The 18,480-nt window shown below is 61.7% G+C and carries 16 protein-coding genes; 6 read left to right on the top strand and 10 right to left on the bottom strand.

All coding sequences use genetic code 11. The features are described from left to right. Positions 1–7: 7 nt before the first annotated feature. The 7 genes from HBO41_RS05180 to HBO41_RS05150 form a co-directional block, all read right to left on the bottom strand. Complete coding sequence (locus HBO41_RS05180) at positions 8–1,018, bottom strand: chemotaxis response regulator protein-glutamate methylesterase (RefSeq protein ID WP_017137098.1); 1,011 nt, start codon at positions 1,016–1,018, stop codon at positions 8–10. Then, positions 1,015–3,297 (bottom strand): hybrid sensor histidine kinase/response regulator, encoded by a 2,283-nt coding sequence (locus HBO41_RS05175; protein WP_169985356.1) that lies wholly within the window; start codon positions 3,295–3,297, stop codon positions 1,015–1,017. Before HBO41_RS05175 ends, HBO41_RS05180 begins: the two co-directional genes overlap by 4 nt. Next, entirely contained in the window at positions 3,294–3,995 is a 702-nt protein-coding gene (locus HBO41_RS05170; protein ID WP_017137096.1) for a chemotaxis protein CheW, read from the bottom strand. Before HBO41_RS05170 ends, HBO41_RS05175 begins: the two co-directional genes overlap by 4 nt. Next, a complete protein-coding gene (locus HBO41_RS05165) occupies positions 3,992–5,245 on the bottom strand; it encodes a protein-glutamate O-methyltransferase CheR (protein ID WP_017137095.1) in 1,254 nt (417 codons plus the stop codon). The genes HBO41_RS05170 and HBO41_RS05165 overlap by 4 nt, the downstream gene beginning before the upstream one ends. Then, positions 5,242–5,754, bottom strand: a complete 513-nt coding sequence (locus HBO41_RS05160) for a chemotaxis protein CheW (protein WP_017137094.1) — start codon at positions 5,752–5,754, stop codon at positions 5,242–5,244. The genes HBO41_RS05165 and HBO41_RS05160 overlap by 4 nt, the downstream gene beginning before the upstream one ends. Continuing rightward, complete coding sequence (locus HBO41_RS05155) at positions 5,754–7,376, bottom strand: methyl-accepting chemotaxis protein (RefSeq protein WP_099548538.1); 1,623 nt, start codon at positions 7,374–7,376, stop codon at positions 5,754–5,756. The genes HBO41_RS05160 and HBO41_RS05155 overlap by 1 nt, the downstream gene beginning before the upstream one ends. A gap of 171 nt (positions 7,377–7,547) precedes the next feature. Beyond that, positions 7,548–8,258, bottom strand: coding sequence for a tellurite resistance TerB family protein (locus HBO41_RS05150; RefSeq protein ID WP_169985354.1), 711 nt, complete (start codon positions 8,256–8,258; stop codon positions 7,548–7,550). A gap of 304 nt (positions 8,259–8,562) precedes the next feature. On the opposite strand from HBO41_RS05150, the gene HBO41_RS05145 reads away from it, so the two are divergent. After that, positions 8,563–10,188 (top strand): glucan biosynthesis protein D, encoded by a 1,626-nt coding sequence (locus HBO41_RS05145; RefSeq protein ID WP_169985352.1) that lies wholly within the window; start codon positions 8,563–8,565, stop codon positions 10,186–10,188. A 117-nt stretch (positions 10,189–10,305) separates the two neighbouring features. Here HBO41_RS05145 and HBO41_RS05140 read toward each other — a convergent pair whose 3' ends face one another. From HBO41_RS05140 to HBO41_RS05130, 3 genes are all read right to left on the bottom strand, one after another. After that, a complete protein-coding gene (locus HBO41_RS05140) occupies positions 10,306–10,491 on the bottom strand; it encodes a hypothetical protein (RefSeq protein WP_017137090.1) in 186 nt (61 codons plus the stop codon). A gap of 336 nt (positions 10,492–10,827) precedes the next feature. Continuing rightward, positions 10,828–11,934 (bottom strand): NADH:flavin oxidoreductase/NADH oxidase, encoded by a 1,107-nt coding sequence (locus HBO41_RS05135; protein WP_017137089.1) that lies wholly within the window; start codon positions 11,932–11,934, stop codon positions 10,828–10,830. Between the two features lie 127 nt (positions 11,935–12,061). Then, entirely contained in the window at positions 12,062–13,963 is a 1,902-nt protein-coding gene (locus HBO41_RS05130) for a potassium transporter Kup (protein WP_099548536.1), read from the bottom strand. A gap of 289 nt (positions 13,964–14,252) precedes the next feature. On the opposite strand from HBO41_RS05130, the gene rimO reads away from it, so the two are divergent. The 5 genes from rimO to tsaA all read left to right on the top strand — a co-directional run bounded on the left by rimO (position 14,253) and on the right by tsaA (position 18,381). Beyond that, entirely contained in the window at positions 14,253–15,593 is a 1,341-nt protein-coding gene (gene rimO / locus HBO41_RS05125) for a 30S ribosomal protein S12 methylthiotransferase RimO (protein WP_017137087.1), read from the top strand. Positions 15,594–15,751: 158 nt separating this feature from the next. Continuing rightward, a complete protein-coding gene (locus HBO41_RS05120) occupies positions 15,752–16,219 on the top strand; it encodes a GNAT family N-acetyltransferase (RefSeq protein WP_017137085.1) in 468 nt (155 codons plus the stop codon). Between the two features lie 221 nt (positions 16,220–16,440). Next, entirely contained in the window at positions 16,441–17,151 is a 711-nt protein-coding gene (locus HBO41_RS05115) for an rRNA pseudouridine synthase (RefSeq protein WP_058421638.1), read from the top strand. Between the two features lie 69 nt (positions 17,152–17,220). Continuing rightward, positions 17,221–17,682: a DUF1456 family protein gene (locus HBO41_RS05110; protein WP_003189058.1), complete on the top strand. Its 462-nt coding sequence runs from the start codon at positions 17,221–17,223 to the stop codon at positions 17,680–17,682. A 3-nt stretch (positions 17,683–17,685) separates the two neighbouring features. After that, entirely contained in the window at positions 17,686–18,381 is a 696-nt protein-coding gene (gene tsaA, locus HBO41_RS05105; protein WP_099548535.1) for a tRNA (N6-threonylcarbamoyladenosine(37)-N6)-methyltransferase TrmO, read from the top strand. Positions 18,382–18,480 lie beyond the last annotated feature (99 nt).

The following is an 18,480-nucleotide window of genomic DNA, read 5'->3' as shown; positions in this document are numbered from 1 at the left end:
GTCTTGATCATTTTGCAAATACCTCCAGCAATCGGGGCGCAATTCTGTCCAGTGGGCGGATTTCAACAGCAGCATCAATCGCCGCCGCCGCTTTTGGCATGCCATACACCGCACAGCTCTGCTGATCCTGGGCGATGGTCAAATATCCTTGTTCACGCAGTATCTTGAGGCCCTGAGCCCCGTCGCGCCCCATGCCGGTCAGCAGTACGCCGACGGCATCACCATTCCAGTGGCTGGCGACGCTTTCGAAGAACACGTCGATGGAAGGCCGGTAAATCTCGTTCACAGGCTCCGCGGTATAGGCTAGCGTGCCATTTTTCAACAGGCGAATGTGGTGGTTGGTGCCAGCCAGCAGCACCACGCCGTTTTGAGGCGGTTCGCCCTCGCGTGCCAGGCGCACCGGCAGGCCGGAGGCGCTGCTCAGCCATTCGGCCATGCCGGCGGCAAACACCTGGTCCACATGCTGCACCAGCACAATGGCGGCGGGAAAGTCGCGGGGCAAACCCTTGAGCAGGATTTCCAGCGCGGCCGGGCCGCCCGCAGAGGAACCAATCGCCACCAGCCTCTGACGTTTGCCAGTGGTGCGCGCCGGCGCGGTTTCGGCGCGTACACGACTGCCACGCTGGCCGATCAGCCAGCCAATATTGAGGATTTTGCGCAGCAACGGCGCCGCCGCATCCTTGGGGTTGCCCACGCCCAGCGCCGGAGTGTCCACCACATCCAGGGCGCCATGGCCCATGGCTTCGAACACGCGACTCATATTCGCTTGGCGGTCGACGGTCACCAGCAGAATAGCGCACGGGGTCTCGGCCATGATCTGCCGCGTGGCCTCCACGCCGTCCATCACCGGCATGATCAAGTCCATCAGGATCAGGTCCGGGGTCAATTCGGCGCAGCGCTGCACAGCTTCCAGGCCATTGCTGGCCACCCACACAACCTCGTGGGCCGGCTCTAAACTCAACGCGCGGCGCAAGGCCTCTACCGCCAGGGGCATGTCATTGACGATCGCAATCCTCATGCCCGGGCGCCTCCAATCAGCTCCATCACGGCATCCAGCAACGCATCGTCATGGAAACTGGCCTTAGCTAGATAATAGTCGGCGCCGGCGTCCAGTCCACGGCGCCGGTCTTCTTCGCGATCCTTGTACGACACCACCATCACCGGCAACGATTGCAGGCGACTATCACGGCGCAAGAGTGTGACCAATTCGATCCCGTCCATACGAGGCATATCAATGTCAGTGATCAGCAGGTCGAAGTCTTCGGAGCGCAGCGCGTTCCAGCCATCCATGCCATCGACCGCGACCGCCACTTCATAACCACGATTAAGCAACAATTTGCGTTGCAGCTCACGCACGGTGAGCGAATCGTCCACCACCAGCACGCGTTTGCGCGGTGCTTCGGTCGCCTGCTGGCTGCGCCGTGCGATGCGTTCCAGGCGCCCGGTGTTGAGCAATTTATCCACCGAACGCAGCATGTCTTCGACGTCGACGATCAACACTACCGAGCCGTCGTCCAGCAAAGCACCGGCGGAAATATCCTGGACCTTGCCCAGGCGGTCATCCAGCGGCAATACCACCAGGGTGCGCTCACCGATAAAACGCTCCACCGCAATGCCATACACCGCATCGCGCTCGCGGATGACCACCACCTTCAAGGTTTCGTCATTGCTCTGCCCCGGCGGGCGCTGCAGCAACTGGCTGGCGGCCACCAGACCGACATGCCGGCCTTCGTGCCAGAAATGCTGGCGCCCTTCCAGTTGCACAATGTCATTCGGCGCCAGGTCGCACATGCGTTCGATGTGCGCCAGCGGGAAGGCATAGGCTTCCTCGCCGACCTCCACCACCAGGCTGCGCACCACCGACAGGGTCAACGGCACTTCCAGGTGGAAGCGGCTGCCCTGCCCCGCCGTCTGCTCCAGCACCACGGCGCCACGCAGTTGGCGGACCATGTGCTGCACCGCATCCAGGCCGACGCCGCGCCCGGACACTTCGGTGACCTTGTCGCGCAGGCTGAAACCCGGCAGGAACAGGAAAGTCAGCAGCTCTTCTTCACTCAAGCGCAGCGCGGTTTCCAGCGGTGACAGGTGCCGGTCGACGATGGTGCCACGTAGACGCTCCAGGTCGACACCATTGCCGTCGTCGCTTAACTCCAGCACCAGCAAACCGGCTTGATGGGAGGCGCGCAGGCGGATCAAGCCTTCGGCGGGTTTGCCCGCCAACACCCGCTGCTCGGGCATTTCGATGCCGTGGTCGACGGCATTGCGCAATAAATGCGTGAGCGGCGCTTCGAGTTTTTCCAGTACGTCGCGGTCGACCTGGGTCTTTTCACCCTCGATCTCCAGGCGCACCTGCTTGCCGAGGCTGCGGCCAAGGTCACGCACCATGCGCACCTGGCCGGCGAGCACATCGGCAAACGGTCGCATGCGGCAGGCCAGCGCGGTGTCATAAAGCACCTGGGCACGCTGGCCGGCCTGCCAGCCGAACTCATCCAGTTCGGCGGTCTTATCCGCCAGCAACGCCTGGGCTTCACTCAACAGGCGGCGCGTGTCGGCCAGGGCTTCCTGGGCTTCCAGGCTCAGGTTAATGGCCTTGAGTTGGCCATCGAGCGTGTCCAAGGCGCGCGCGCTGTTGCTTTGAATGCGCTTGAGGCGCTGCAGGCTCACCAGGTAAGGCTTGAGCCGCTGGGTCTCCACCAAAGATTTACTCGACAGGTCGAGCAGGCTGTTCAAGCGCTCGGCGGTGATGCGCAGCACGCGCTCCCCGCCTTCGGTCAGGCGTTTGTTCGGGCGCGGCAGGTCAGTGCTGACCGGCGGCACAGGCTCTGGCTCAGGCTCCGGCGGCAACGCTTCAATCACCGGCGCAGGTTCGGGAGCGGCGGGGGCTGGTGTGGCGTTGACAATCGGCTGCGACGGATCCAGCAGGCGTTCCATCAGCGCTACATAGCCTTCAATGTCCGCTGGCCCGACATTATTGCCCGGCGTGGCGATGCGCATCAGCAGGTCGGTGCCCTGCAGCAAGGCGTCGATATGCTCAGGTTGCAGGTACAGGCGGTTTTCCTGGGCGCTGACCAGGCAGTCCTCCATCACATGGGCCACGCTGACCCCGGCGTCCACGCCGACAATCCGCGCCGCGCCCTTGAGCGAGTGCGCGGCGCGCATGCATGCCTCAAGCTGGTCAGCCTGGGTGGGGTTGCGTTCCAGGGCCAGCAGGCCCGCGCTCAACACCTGGGTTTGCGCATCGGCTTCCAGGCTGAACAGTTCCAGCAGCGAGGCATCGCGCATCTGGTCGGGGGTCATGTGAGGCTCCGGGTCACGGCAGACAACAATTGCGCCTCGTCCAGCCAACGCAGGCTGCGGCCTTTCCACTGCAACACGCCTTGGGTAAAGCGCGCGCTGGCCTGGGTGCCGGAAGCCGACGCGGCCTTCAAGGTGCGCTCATCGATGGCATGGATGCCGTCGACTTCATCCACCGGTACCACCACCGGGCCGTCCTGGGCAGCAATAATCAACATGCGCGGCATCACTCGCGCGCCGGTAGCGCCTGTGCTGGCCGGGTCCAGCCCCAGCAGTTCCACCAGTGACAGGCACGCCACCAGCGCACCGCGCACATTCGCAACGCCCAGTAATGCGCGGGAACGTTGGTGCGGCAGCGAGTGAATCGGCTGCAGTGGCGCCACCTCCACCAGGCATCGCGTGGCAATGCCCAGCCACTCTTCACCCAGACGAAACATCAGGATCGAACGGGTGACGATGTCTTCGTCAACTTCCGCGGCTGCATACGCCTGTCGGTCGTCCTGCTGCAACGCATAACGGTCAAGCAGGCGCGTGGCGGCGGCGGAATACACCGAGCAGTTGCGGCAGTGGATATGTTCGGCGAGCAACGGGCAGGACTTGTCGCCATGGATGCCAATGCGGTTCCAGCAGTCGTCGATGGCTTGGGTGTCGGCCAGGGTCAGGTCCAGACCTGCGGTGTCGAGCGCATCAAGGTTATTCATCGTTTGGACTCACTGTCTGCACGCTCGCTACGCGCGGCGCGCGCCTGCAAGCGACGCGCGCCCGCACTGTCACCCTGGGACTCGAGCAATGCGGCCAAGTGCATCAAGGCCTGCGGGTGCTGCGGTTCCAGGTACAAGGCTTTGCGGTAATAACCCTGGGCTTCCAGGGCGCTGCCGGCCACGTCGCTGAGCAGCCCCAGCCAGTAAAACACCTGGGCTGCCGGCGGGTGGTTACTCAAATACTGTTCACACGCGGCACGGGCCTCAGCACTTTTGCCTTCGTTAGCCAACGTAGCGATGCGGCTGAGCAAATCGCCCGCATCGCTGTGCGGCGCCTTGATCGGCACCACTTGGGCACTCGCGGTGCTGAACGGGCGCGGCTTGGCAGGAATGGGTGCCGCGCTGCGCTGGGGGATGGGCAGGGGCACAAATACCGGTTCAGGCTTGACCGGCTCGGTATGCCGACTGAATGCAAAGGATTGCGGCACGCCAATCGAGCGCATGCCATGGCGCCCCAGCAGGCTGCCCTCGGCGGGGCCGATAAACAGCACGCCGTCCTCATGGGTCAGGCTCTTGAGCACATCGAACACTTGCTTCTGGGTGGGCTGGTCGAAGTAGATCAGCAGGTTGCGGCAGAACACAAAATCGTAGGTGGGCTCATTGGCCAGCAACGCCGGGTCGAGCAAATTGCCGACTTGCAGACGCACTTGTTCGCGCACCCGCTCGGCAATGTGGTAACCATCGGGCTGTTCGCTGAAGTGACGCTCGCGAAACTCGATATCGCCGCCGCGAAAGGAGTTCTTGCCATACACCCCACGCTTGGCGCGCTCCACCGACAATGGGCTGACGTCCAGCCCCAGCACTTTGAACTGGTGCGGCGCCAGCCCGGCATCGAGCAAGGCCATGGCAATCGAATAAGGCTCCTCGCCCGTGGAACACGGCAGGCTGAGAATGCGCAGGGCGCGCATCTGCTTGATCGCCGCCAGGCGCTCCCTGGCCAAACGCGCCAAGGTGGCAAAGGACTCGGGATAGCGGAAAAACCAGGTCTCGGGAACGATCACCGCTTCGATCAGCGCCTGCTGCTCATCCTGCGAACTCTGCAAATGCTGCCAGTAATCCTGCACGGTCTGCGCCTGCACGGCCTGGCTGCGCTGGCGCACCGCACGCTCAATGATTGCTTCGCCCACCGAAGCAACGTCCAGGCCAATACGGTCCTTCAAGAAGGCAAAAAAGCGTGGGTCGTTGCTCATAAGCTTAGCTCGCTGGCAAACAGCAAGGCGCGCACGTCGTCGGTGAGCAAGTCGGCCACGCCGATCCACTGCATCAAGCCCAACGCATCTTCACGCACCGGCCCCAGGTACGGCGCCTCGCGGTTATCCAGGCCATAAGGCTGGAACTCGGCCGGGTCGCAACGCAGGGTGTCGGTGGCCTGCTCCAGGACCAACCCCAGCCAGCGTGGCTCGATCCAAGGTTGCGGCTGGTAGTTGACCAGCACCAGCCGTGTGCTGGTGCGGGCCTGGGCCGGTTTGCCGAAGGTCAACGCACACAGGTCGACAACCGGCACCAGCGCGCCACGATGGGCAAAGATCCCCGCCACCCACAGCGGTGCATGGGCGATGGGTTTGAGTGGCAGGCGCGGCAGCACCTCGGCCACCTCCGTGGCCTTGAGGGCATATCGTTCGCCGCCGATGTGGAACACCAGAAACAACGCCTTTTTCGCTGCCGGGACGACGCCGCGTTTAGCCGCAAGGTCGCTCATCAGACTTTGAAACGCGACACGCCGCTGCGCAGACCGACCGCAACCTGGCTCAGTTCATCAATGGCAAAACTGGCCTGGCGCAGGGATTCCACGGTCTGGCTGCTGGCATCGCCCAGTTGCACCAGCGCATGGTTGATCTGTTCGGCGCCGGTGGCCTGGGCCTGCATGCCTTCGTTGACCATCAATACCCGCGGCGCCAAGGCCTGTACCTGATGGATGATCTGCGACAGCTGTTCGCCCACTTGCTGCACTTCGAACATGCCGCGACGCACTTCTTCGGAGAACTTGTCCATGCCCATCACGCCCGCTGACACTGCCGACTGGATCTCGCGCACCATCTGCTCAATGTCGTAGGTGGCTACGGCGGTCTGGTCGGCCAGACGGCGCACTTCGGTGGCCACCACGGCAAACCCGCGTCCGTACTCGCCAGCCTTCTCGGCTTCAATGGCGGCGTTGAGCGACAGCAGGTTGGTCTGGTCGGCCACCTTGACGATGGTCACCACCACTTGGTTGATGTTGCCGGCCTTCTCATTGAGGATCGCCAGCTTGGCGTTCACAAGGTCAGCGGCGCCCATCACCGAGTGCATGGTTTCTTCCATACGCGCCAGGCCTTGCTGGCCGGAGCCGGCAGCGACCGACGCCTGGTCGGCGGCGGTGGACACTTCGGTCATGGTGCGCACCAAGTCCTTGGACGTGGCGGCAATTTCCCGTGATGTCGCGCCGATCTCGGTGGTAGTGGCCGCCGTTTCGGTGGCCGTGGCCTGTTGTTGCTTGGAGGTGGCGGCAATCTCGGTCACCGAGGTAGTCACCTGCACCGACGAACGCTGGGCCTGGGAAACCAGGGCGGTCAGCTCGGTCATCATGTCGTTGAAGCCGGTTTCGACAGCGCCGAATTCGTCCTTGCGCTCAAGGTTCAAGCGCTTGCTCAGGTCGCCCGTGCGCATGGTTTCGAGGATTTCGACGATGCGATTCATCGGCGCCATGATCGCGCGCATCAGCAGCAGGCCGCACAGGCCCGCTGCGAGAATGGCCACGACCAACGATACGAACATGCTGACTTTGGCGGCGGCCACCGCTTCATCGATGGCGGCGGTGGCGTTATCGGCGACCTGTTTGTTTTCATTGATAATGTCATTGAGCTTCATGCGGCCTGCGGTCCAGGCGGGCGTGAGTTGCTCGTCGAACAGCTTTTGCGCCTCAACGCCGTTGTTAGCCTGATGGGCGTCCAGTACCAGGGCAAGAATCTTGTTGTAGTTCTGGTGGAGCTTTTCGAAGGCGTCGAACTCAGTGCGATCCTGATCAATATTGATCGTGCTCGCGTAACTGGCCATGTGCTGTTCCAAACGTGCCTCAAACGACTTGTAGTCCTGTTTGTCGGCTTCCGAGATGCCCTGACTTCGGTGGGCACCGACCAATTCCTGGGTTTGCAGGTAGCTGTCGACCCAGGCGCTGCGGATCATCGAACTGAAAAACACCCCGGGTACGGCGTCATCCCGGACCGAGTTTTCGCTGACTTCAATCTTCAGCAGGCGCGAATACGAGACCACGACCATCAACAGCATGATCGCGATAATTACCGCAAAGCTCGCCAAAATCCTTTGGCGCAAGGTCCAGTTCTTCACAGTAATTCCTCGAAGGGCCGATCAAATGCCGAGGAGTATAGCTGAGCAGGTGCCCGCATTTATCAACAGGTTTTGATGTCGCGCTCACAGAACGCAAAAACACTGTGCAGTTGACGCAGAGCGTCACGGGCTGCGCTCCCACGCAGAGCGTGGGAGCGATCATTCAGGAGGTCAGGGCGTGGCTTGGCGTACCTGTTTTTCCAGCTCGGCCTTTAAGCCGGGCTCAAGTTTGAGCTGGCGCGCCAGCTCGTCCAGGTAAGCTTTTTCCATGAAGTTCTCTTCGTCCACCAGCATCACACTGGCGATGTACATCTCGGCGGCCATTTCCGGGGTGCTCGCTGCGCGCGCCACATCAGCGGGATCCAGAGGCTTGTTCAGCTCGGCGTGCAGCCAGCTTTGCAGTTCACGGTCGTTATCCAGCTTGGTGAATTCGCCTTCAATCAAAGCGCGCTCTCGCTCGTCTACATGCCCGTCGGCTTTGGCGGCGGCGACCAGCGCCTTGAGAATGCCCTGACTGTGTTGTTCGACCTGGGCCGGCGGCAGGCGGTCGATGGTTTGCGGCTCGCCTTGGGGTGCGCCGGCCTGCTGCGCCTGCCAGTTGCCGTAAGCCTTGTAGGCGATCACTCCGAGTGCTGCCAGCCCGCCATAGGTGAGCGCCTTGCCACCGAACTTGCGTGCCTTCTTGTTACCCAGCAGCAGCCCCATCGCGCCGGCCGCCAGGGCACCGCCACCCGCACCGCCAAGCAAACTGCCGAGCCCACCGCCGCCGAGCAAGCCGCCAAGGGCGCTTTTGTCGTCCGATTTGCGTTGCCCGCCCGCCTTGTTTTGCAACATGTCCTGGCCGGATTTGAGCAACTGATCGAGCAATCCACGGGTATTCATGCGTAGCCTCCAGACACTTGGGTTCGTAGGACCAATAGGCTCCCAGCGTAAAACTAAGTGCCAAAAAGCCGCGATCTAGAGTGCTTCCAGATGTAACGCCGGCAGCGCGTATTTGAAACGTCTTGTTTCACATGCAACGCCATCATCCCGCCATCAATCAATTTTCCTTCTGCATCGAACCGCTTAAGCTATCCGGCGTCTGTTTATTGTCCGTTGCGTTTGGTCGAAGGCATGTCCGAACCGTTATTTATGATCCGTTACGTGCCAGGAACGGCGCGGGATTTGCTCACGACAGGTTGTCTCTATGCACCGCAGGAATTTGCTCAAAGCGTCCATGGCCATTGCGGCTTACACCGGCTTGTCGGCCAGTGGCCTGTTGGCCGCGCAGGCCTGGGCGGGAAACCGTGCCGCCGATGGCAAGGCTGTAGCGTTTGACTTCGAATCGCTCAAGGCCCAGGCCAGGCAGCTCGCCGCCACCGCGTATAAAGACACCAAACAGGTGCTGCCGCCGACCCTGGCAACCATGACCCCGCAGAACTTCAATGCCATCGGCTACGACGGCAACCATTCGCTGTGGAAGGAGCTGAACGGCCAGCTCGACGTGCAGTTTTTCCACGTCGGCATGGGCTTCAAGACGCCAGTACGCATGCACAGCGTCGACCCCAAGACCCGCGAAGCCCGCGAGGTGCATTTCCGCCCGTCGCTGTTCAACTATGCCAAGACCACGGTGGACACCAAGCAGCTGACCGGCGACCTGGGTTTCTCCGGTTTCAAGCTGTTCAAGGCGCCGGAACTGGATCGCCATGACGTGCTGTCGTTTCTCGGCGCCAGTTACTTCCGTGCGGTGGACGCAACCGGCCAGTACGGCCTCTCCGCACGCGGCCTGGCGATTGATACCTACGCGAAAAAACGCGAGGAATTCCCCGACTTCACGCAGTTCTGGTTCGAAACCCCGAGCAAGGACGCCACGCGTTTTGTGGTCTACGCCCTGCTCGACTCGCCGAGCGCCACCGGTGCCTACCGCTTTGACATCGACTGCCAGGCCAACCAAGTGGTGATGGCCATCGACGCGCATATCAATGCGCGCACCGCCATCGAGCAACTGGGCATCGCGCCGATGACCAGCATGTTCAGCTGCGGTACCCATGAACGCCGGATGTGCGACACCATCCACCCGCAAATCCACGACTCGGACCGCCTGGCCATGTGGCGTGGCAACGGCGAGTGGATCTGCCGTCCACTGAACAACCCGGCCAAGCTGCAGTTCAACGCTTTTGCCGACACCGACCCGAAAGGTTTCGGCCTGGTACAGACCGACCATGAGTTCGCCAGCTACCAGGACACTGTGGACTGGTACAGCAAGCGCCCTAGCCTGTGGGTGGAACCCACCACCGCCTGGGGCGAAGGCTCGATCGACCTGCTGGAAATCCCCACCACCGGCGAAACCCTGGACAACATCGTGGCCTTCTGGACCCCAAAAAAGCCCGTGGCCGCAGGCGAATCACTCAACTATGGCTACAAGCTGTACTGGAGCGCGCTGCCGCCGGTGAGCACACCGCTGGCGCAAGTGGATGCCACCCGTTCAGGCATGGGCGGTTTTACCGAAGGCTGGGCACCGGGCGAGCATTACCCCGAAGTGTGGGCGCGCCGCTTTGCCGTGGATTTCAAGGGCGGTGGTCTGGATCGCCTGCCGGCCGGCACCGGGATCGAGCCGGTGGTGACCTGCTCCCACGGGGAAGTCAAAGACTTCAGTGTGCTGGTGCTGGACAACATCAAGGGCTATCGCATTCTGTTCGATTGGTACCCGACCAGCGACAGTGTGGAGCCGGTGGAACTGCGGCTGTTTATCCGCACCCAGGACCGCACCTTGAGTGAAACCTGGCTGTATCAGTACTTCCCGCCGGCACCGGACCAGCGTAAGTACAGCTGATACGCGCCAACAGAGCGCTCCCACGCTCCCGCGTGGGAGCGCATCCCGTGGTGATAGCAGGACGCGGAGCGTCCTGGGCTGCATTCCCACGCAGAGCGTGGGAACGAGCTTATGCCGTTAAAACCGCGACACGCTCTTCATTGCGCCGATCAAATAGCGCATCGCCACCTGATCGTTTTCGGTCAGGGCGCGATACTGCGCCAGCAACTCCACCTCATCCGAACTCAACCTTCGCCCCCGCAAGGACATCCGGCGACTCCAAAAAGACGCCACCGCACCCGCTACGCCATAAGACTTGGTCATGGACCGTTACTCCTGATATCAGTCAATTACTCCTGGTGCCCATTCCCTACGCTCATGAAGCGCAATGGCTTCAAGGACAAACAGCCTGACTCCCTGGGCCAGAAATCACACTTACCCTAAGCGTAGAAACAATCTCGTCACGTGTGGGATTTTTTTAGAGTATTCACTTAAAAAATTACTTCGGTAACAAATACCTACAACCCTTTCTCACGCAGCGACCGGTAAAGGTGGATATCGGGAAGCGCTTGCGCATACAGCTGCGGATCAGGCAGGCGCTAAACGCGGGCAACAAAAAACCCACCGAGTCGGGTGGGTTTATTGCAGGCAGACGCGGGTTCAATCCCTCAGGTCAGACTCGTGAATCGGCTGATCACGGTGAGTCGCCCGCTGGTACTGCGCGGGCCAGATGGCTTTGCGCCCACCCAGGTCATCGTCGGCATGCAGCGGCCAGTAAGGGTCACGCAACAGCTCACGGGCGAGGAAGATGATGTCGGCCTGGCAGGTGCGCAGTATGTGTTCAGCCTGGGCCGGTTCGGTAATCATACCCACCGTGCCGGTGGCGATACCCGACTCTTTGCGCACGCGCTCGGCAAACCGCGTCTGGTAGCCCGGGCCGGTGGGAATCTCGGCGTTGGCGGCGGTGCCACCGGAGGACACGTCGATCAGGTCCACGCCGAGTTCTTTGAGGCGGCGCGCCAGCTCTACGGTTTCATCGGGGTTCCAGCCGTCTTCGACCCAATCGGTGGCCGACACCCGCACAAACAGCGGCAGCTCCTGGGGCCAGACGGCGCGCACGGCGGTGGTCACTTCGAGCACCAGGCGGATACGGTTTTCAAACGAGCCGCCGTAGTGGTCCTGGCGCTGGTTGCTGATCGGCGAGAGGAATTGATGCAACAGGTAACCGTGGGCAGCGTGGATCTCCACCACTTCGAAACCGGCGGTCAGCGCGCGTTTGGCGGCGGCGACAAAGTCGGCAATCACCTGCTGGATCTGCCCTTCATCCAGTGGCCTGGGTTGCGTGTGGTTCGGGTCAAAGGCAATCGGCGAAGGGCCCACCGGCACCCAGCCGCCCTCCTCCGGCTTGACGCTGCCGTGCTTGCCGATCCACGGCCGATGGGTGCTGGCCTTGCGCCCGGCATGTGCCAGCTGGATGCCCGCCACCGCGCCTTGAGCAGCAATAAAGCGGGTGATGCGCTGCAGCGGTTCGATCTGCGCGTCGTTCCACAGGCCCAGGTCCTGGGCGGTGATGCGGCCATCGGCGGTGACGGCGGTGGCTTCGGTAAAAATCAGCCCGGCACCACCGACGGCGCGGCTGCCCAGGTGCACCAGGTGCCAGTCATTGGCCAGGCCATCGTCGGACGAGTATTGGCACATCGGCGAGACGGCGATGCGGTTGAGCAAGGTCAATTGACGGAGGGTGTAGGGTTCGAGCAGCTGACTCATGGCGCACCTCTTCTGGGTTCTGTGGGCACTATTCAAACAGTGCTTAGAGCCTAGTCGACAACGGTGGATTGCACAGGGTTCAGAAAGGAAAGCGGGAGCCGAATGCCGGCTCCCGTGTTGCAAAAGATTACATCTCGACCTGGGTGCCCAGCTCGATCACCCGGTTTACCGGGAGTTTGAAGAAGCGCAGGTTGCCGTTGGCGTTTTTCAACATGAACGCAAACAAGCTCTCACGCCAACGGGCCATGCCCTTGATGCGCGAGGCGATCACCGTTTCACGGCTGAGGAAGTAGGTGGTGCGCATCGGGCTGAAATCCAGATCGTCCAGGTGGCACAGTTTCAGGGCCTCGGGCACGTCCGGCTCATCGGTAAAGCCAAAATGCAGGATCACCCGGAAGAAGCCTTCGCCGTAGGCGTCCACCTCAAAGCGCCGCGAGGCAGGCACACGCGGAATGTCTTCGTAGACCACCGTGAGCATCACCACTTGCTCATGCAACACCTGATTATGCAGCAGGTTGTGCAACAGCGCGTGGGGCACGGCATCGGGCCGCGCGGTGAGGAACACCGCAGTGCCCTGCACGCGATGAGGCGGTTGCACGCGGATACTGCTGATAAAGATCGGCAACGGCAGCCCGCCTTCGTCGAGGCGGTCCATCAACAGTTCCTTGCCGCGCTTCCAGGTGGTCATCAGCACAAACAGCACAATCCCCGCCAACACCGGGAAGGCACCGCCCTGCACGATCTTTGGCACGTTGGCGGCGAAGAACAGGCCGTCCACCAACAGGAAGCCGATCAGCACCGGAATCGCCAGCACCGGCGGCCACTTCCAGAGCAGCAGCATCACCGCCGACACCAGGATGCTGGTAATCAACATGGTGCCGGTGACTGCCACGCCGTAGGCGGAGGCCAGGGCATTGGAGGATTCGAAGCCGAGCACCAGCAGGATCACGCCGACCATCAGCGACCAGTTCACCGCGCCAATGTAGATCTGGCCTTGCTCGGCGCTGGAGGTGTGCTGGATATGCATGCGCGGGATGTAACCCAACTGGATCGCCTGACGCGTCAGCGAGAACGCGCCGGAAATCACCGCCTGGGATGCAATCACGGTGGCCAGGGTCGACAGCGCGACCAATGGCACCAAGGCCCATTCCGGCGCGAGCAAGTAGAACGGGTTGCGCGCCGCTTCGGGGTTTTCCAGCAGCAACGCGCCCTGGCCGAAGTAATTGAGCACCAGCGCCGGCAGCACCAGGGCGAACCAGGCACGGGCGATCGGCTTGCGGCCGAAGTGGCCCATGTCGGCGTACAGCGCTTCGGCACCGGTCAAGGCCAGCACCACGGCGCCAAGAATCGCGACGCCCATGCCCGGATGGGACACAAAGAAACGCACGCCCCACACGGGGTTCAGCGCATTGAGCACCTCGGGATGTTGCAGGATGCCGTGCACGCCAAGACCGCCCAGCACCAGGAACCACACCACCATCACCGGCCCGAACAGCTTGCCGATGCGGTCAGTGCCGTGTTTCTGGATCAGGAACAGCCCCACCAGCACCACCAGCGACAGCGGCACCACCCAACGTTCAATCCCGTCAAAGGCCAGTTCCAGGCCTTCAACCGCCGACAATACCGAGATCGCCGGGGTAATCATGCTGTCGCCGTAGAACAGCGCCGCACCGATCAAGCCGAGGATCACCAGCACCGAACGCAACTTGGGGTACGGCGACGCCGCCCGTCGCGCCAGCGCCGTCAGGGCCATGATGCCGCCTTCGCCCTGGTTGTCCGCGCGCAGGATAAACAGCACGTACTTGATCGACACGACCCACACCAGCGACCAGAAAATCAGCGCCAGAATGCCAAAGACCCCGTCGTGATTGACTTGAACCCCATAACCACCGGTAAACACTTCTTTAAGGGTATAGAGCGGGCTGGTACCGATATCGCCGTAAACCACCCCGACCGCCGCCACCAGCATGCCAATCGGCTTTGCATTGGAATGCTCGGCACCTGCTGCCTGACTATTTGCCTGACCCATCAACCACTCCTGCCCTTTGACCTGAGGTCTTTTATAAACAACGCGCCTAAGCTGACCCTAGCATGCGCTGTTTTACTTCTCGTAACAGACGTTTTATTGACCCCGGGGTTTCACCCGTGCGCAACGGCGCGAAGCATAGCGCAGCACTCGTCGCATTTCCCCGTATAAAGCTGGTCAAGCGCGCTGCCCGTCGATAGAATTGCGCACTTTTTGATCAGAGGCGCACCAAGCGCCCGTCTACCGCCATGTCGTGCCCGACTGGCGGCGTCATTCAATACCGAGGTTAGACATGTCCACCACCATCGCAAAAGCCAACCCAAAGGTCGGCTTTGTATCCCTGGGTTGCCCGAAGGCTCTCGTTGACTCCGAGCGCATCCTCACGCAACTGCGTATGGAAGGCTATGACGTCGTGTCCACTTATCAGGACGCCGACGTGGTGGTGGTTAACACCTGCGGCTTCATCGACTCGGCCAAGGCTGAATCGCTGGAAGTGATCGGCGAAGCCATCAAGGAAAACGGCAAGGTCATCGTCACCGGCTGCATGGGCGTGGAAGAAGGCAATATCCGCAACGTGCACCCAAGCGTGCTGGCGGTAACCGGCCCGCAGCAGTACGAGCAGGTGGTCAACGCCGTGCACGACGTGGTGCCGCCGCGTCAGGACCACAACCCGCTGATCGACCTGGTGCCGCCGCAAGGCATCAAGCTGACGCCGCGCCACTACGCGTACCTAAAGATTTCCGAAGGCTGCAACCACAGCTGCAGCTTCTGCATCATCCCGTCGATGCGCGGCAAGCTGGTCAGCCGCCCAGTGGGTGATGTATTGGACGAAGCCCAGCGCCTGGTCAAATCCGGCGTGAAAGAGCTGTTGGTGATCTCCCAGGACACCAGCGCCTACGGCGTCGACGTGAAATACCGCACCGGCTTCTGGAACGGCGCGCCGGTGAAAACCCGCATGACCGAACTGTGCGAAGCCTTGAGCAGCCTGGGCGTGTGGGTGCGCCTGCACTACGTTTACCCGTACCCGCACGTGGACGAGCTGATCCCGTTGATGGCCGCCGGCAAGATCCTGCCGTACCTGGACATTCCGTTCCAGCACGCCAGCCCGAAAATCCTCAAGGCCATGAAACGCCCGGCCTTCGAAGACAAGACCCTGGCGCGCATCAAGAACTGGCGCGAGATCTGCCCGGAGCTGATCATCCGTTCGACCTTCATCGTCGGCTTCCCTGGCGAAACCGAAGAAGACTTCCAGTACCTGCTGGACTGGCTGACCGAAGCGCAGCTGGATCGCGTCGGTTGCTTCCAGTACTCGCCGGTCGAAGGTGCCCCGGCCAACCTGCTGGATGCGGCCATCGTGCCGGACGACGTCAAGCAGGACCGCTGGGAGCGCTTCATGGCGCATCAGCAGGCCATCAGCTCCGCACGCCTGCAACTGCGCATCGGCAAGGAAATCGAAGTACTGATCGACGAAGTCGACGAGCAAGGCGCAGTGGGCCGTTGCTTCTTCGATGCGCCGGAAATCGACGGTAACGTGTTTATCGACGATGCCAGCGGCTTGAAGCCGGGCGACAAGGTCTGGTGCACCGTGACGGATGCCGACGAGTACGACCTATGGGCTGAAAAGCGCGACTAGCTATGCGCACGCAGAGCGTACGGCGAGGCATTCCCACGCAGAGCGTGGGAACGATCGGCGTGAAAAGTTGAAAAAGCCTCGTGTCTGAACAAGATGCGGGGCTTTTTTAGGTCTATCGTTTGCCCATCAGCGCCGATCATCGGCAAGGGGCAGCGGGCATGCGTCAGCATTCGGTTATCCACACACCTAAAACCAGCGACTACCAGCAATTGGCGCAGATCTGGGAAGACTCAGTGCGAGCGACCCATGACTTTTTGCCGGACAGCTACATCGTACTGCTCAAGGAGCTGGTGCTGACGCGCTACCTGGACGCGGTGATGCTGATCTGCACCAAGGACGCGCGCCAGCGCATCACCGGGTTTGCCGGGGTAGCGGCGGGCAAGGTCGAGATGCTGTTTATCGACCCGCAACACCGTGGCCAGGGCTTGGGCCAGCAATTGCTGAGTTATGCGATCGAGCACCTGAATGCCGATGCGCTGGACGTCAACGAGCAAAACCCGCAGGCCCTGGGGTTCTACTTCAAGCAGGGTTTCGAGGTGGTCGGACGTGCCGAGCATGATGGCCTTGGCCAGCCGTACCCGCTGCTGCATATGCGCTTGCGCCAACAGCAACGGCGCAGTGGCTGACACAACACAGCGCCAATGTGGGAGCGTGCTTGTGTGGGAGCTGGCTTGCCTGCGATGGCATCACCTCGATTCCAAATGCACGACCGAGGTGTCTGCATCGCGGGCAAGCCCGACTCCCACACAGGCCAGCGCCCACAAAAAGCCACTACGCTGAAATGGGTCCGGGATTAACCGCGCCCACACAGGTACAATAGCCGCCCCCTTTTGCTACGGCCCTTGTCATGACTGACCCCATACGCCTTTCCAAACGCCTTATCGAACTGGTCGGTTGCTCCCGTCGGGAGGCTGAGCTGTTTATCGAAGGCGGCTGGGTCTCGGTGGACGGTGAAGTGATCGACGAGCCGCAATTCAAGGTCACCACCCAGAAGGTCGAGCTGGACCCAGAGGCTAAAGCCACTGTGCCGGAACCGGTGACCATTCTGCTGCACGCCCCGGTGGGCGTGGATGTGGAAACAGCAATGGCCTCGATCAGCGCCGAGACGCTGTCCGAAGAGCACCGTTTCAGCAAGCGCCCGCTCAAGGGCCACTTCCTGCGCCTGACCGCCAGCGCCGATCTGCAGGCCAAGGCCAGCGGCCTGCTGGTGTTCACCCAGGACTGGAAGATTTTGCGCAAGTTGACCGCCGATGCCGCCAAGATCGAGCAGGAATACGTGGTTGAGGTCGAGGGTGACATGGTTGCCCATGGCCTCAACCGCCTGAACCACGGTTTGACCTACAAAGGCAAAGAGCTGCCGGCCGTCAAAGCCAGCTGGCAGAACGAAAACCGCCTGCGGTTTGCGCTGAAAAACCCGCAGCCGGGTGTAATTGCCCTGTTTTGCGAAGCGGTCGGCCTGAAAGTCATCGCCATCCGCCGCATCCGCATTGGCGGCGTGTCCATCGGCAAGGTGCCGGTCGGCCAATGGCGTTACCTGTCCGGCAAAGAGAAATTCTAAGCCGCTCCCCTTTTCCCGGCACCGGCAACTCTGCGCGGTGCCCTCAGTTGAATACCAGGATTGCCCACCATGATTCACAACGACGTATTGCGCAGCGTGCGCTACATGCTCGACATCAGCGACAACAAGATGGTCGAGATCATCAAGCTCGGCGGCATGGACGTCACCAAGGAAGACCTGCTGACCTACCTCAAGAAAGATGAGGAAGAAGGTTTTGTGTTCTGCCCGGACGATGTCATGGCGCACTTCCTCGATGGCCTGGTGATCTTCAAGCGTGGTAAGGACGAAAGCCGTCCGCCGCAGCCGATCGAAACCCCGGTGACCAACAACATCATCCTCAAGAAGCTGCGCGTGGCCTTCGAACTGAAGGAAGACGACATGCACGCCATCCTCAAGGCCGCTGAGTTCCCGGTGTCCAAGCCTGAGTTGAGCGCACTGTTCCGCAAGTTCGGCCACACCAACTACCGCACCTGTGGCGACCAGTTGCTGCGCAATTTCCTTAAGGGCCTGACCCTGCGGGTTCGTGCGTAAGCCATGAGCTACTCGGTCTCGCCCGTCGGCTTCGTGCGCTCCTGCTTCAAGGAGAAGTTCGCCATCCCGCGCCAGCCGCAGCTGGCCCCGGCCGCACGCGGCGTGCTGGAGCTGGTGGCGCCGTTCGATCAGGGCGAGGCGGTGCAGGGCCTGGAGCAGGTCAGCCATGTGTGGCTGCTGTTTCTGTTCCACCAGGCCCTGGAAGACAAGCCGCGCCTCAAGGTGCGGCCGCCACGCCTGGGCGGCAATACCTCCATGGGCGTGTTCGCCACCCGCGCGACTCATCGCCCCAATGGCATTGGCCAATCGGTGGTGAAGCTGGATAAGGTCGAGCCGGGCCGCTTGTGGGTTTCCGGGATCGATTTGCTCGACGGCACGCCGGTGCTGGATATCAAGCCGTACGTGCCGTACGCGGACATCATTGACACCGCCACCAATGATATTGCCAGCAGTGCGCCGCAGCTGATTCCCGTGCAGTGGCTGAAGACGGCACTGCACCAGGCACAAGGCCATGCGCAGCGCCTTGATGAGCCGCTGGTGGCATTGATCGAGCAGTGTCTGGCCCAAGACCCACGGCCGGCGTATCAGACGCCAGGGCCTGAGCGTGAGTACGGCGCGCAGTTCTGGGATGTGGATGTGCGTTGGCACTATCCAGAGGCGGGTGTCATCTGTGTGCTGGAAGTGGTACCGGCCAAGTAAACGCCGAAACAACTGTGGGAGCCGCTCATGTGGGAGCTGGCTTGCCTGCGATGCAGACACCTCGGTCGTTCAGTTGAACTGAGGTGATGCTTTCGCAGG

Origin of the sequence: Pseudomonas sp. WS 5146, from assembly GCF_012985495.1 — a bacterium.
GTDB classification, from domain to species: Bacteria; Pseudomonadota; Gammaproteobacteria; order Pseudomonadales; family Pseudomonadaceae; genus Aquipseudomonas; species Aquipseudomonas edaphica.
The sequence above is the reverse complement of the archived record's forward strand: the minus strand, read 5'-3'. Positions and strand labels throughout refer to the sequence as shown.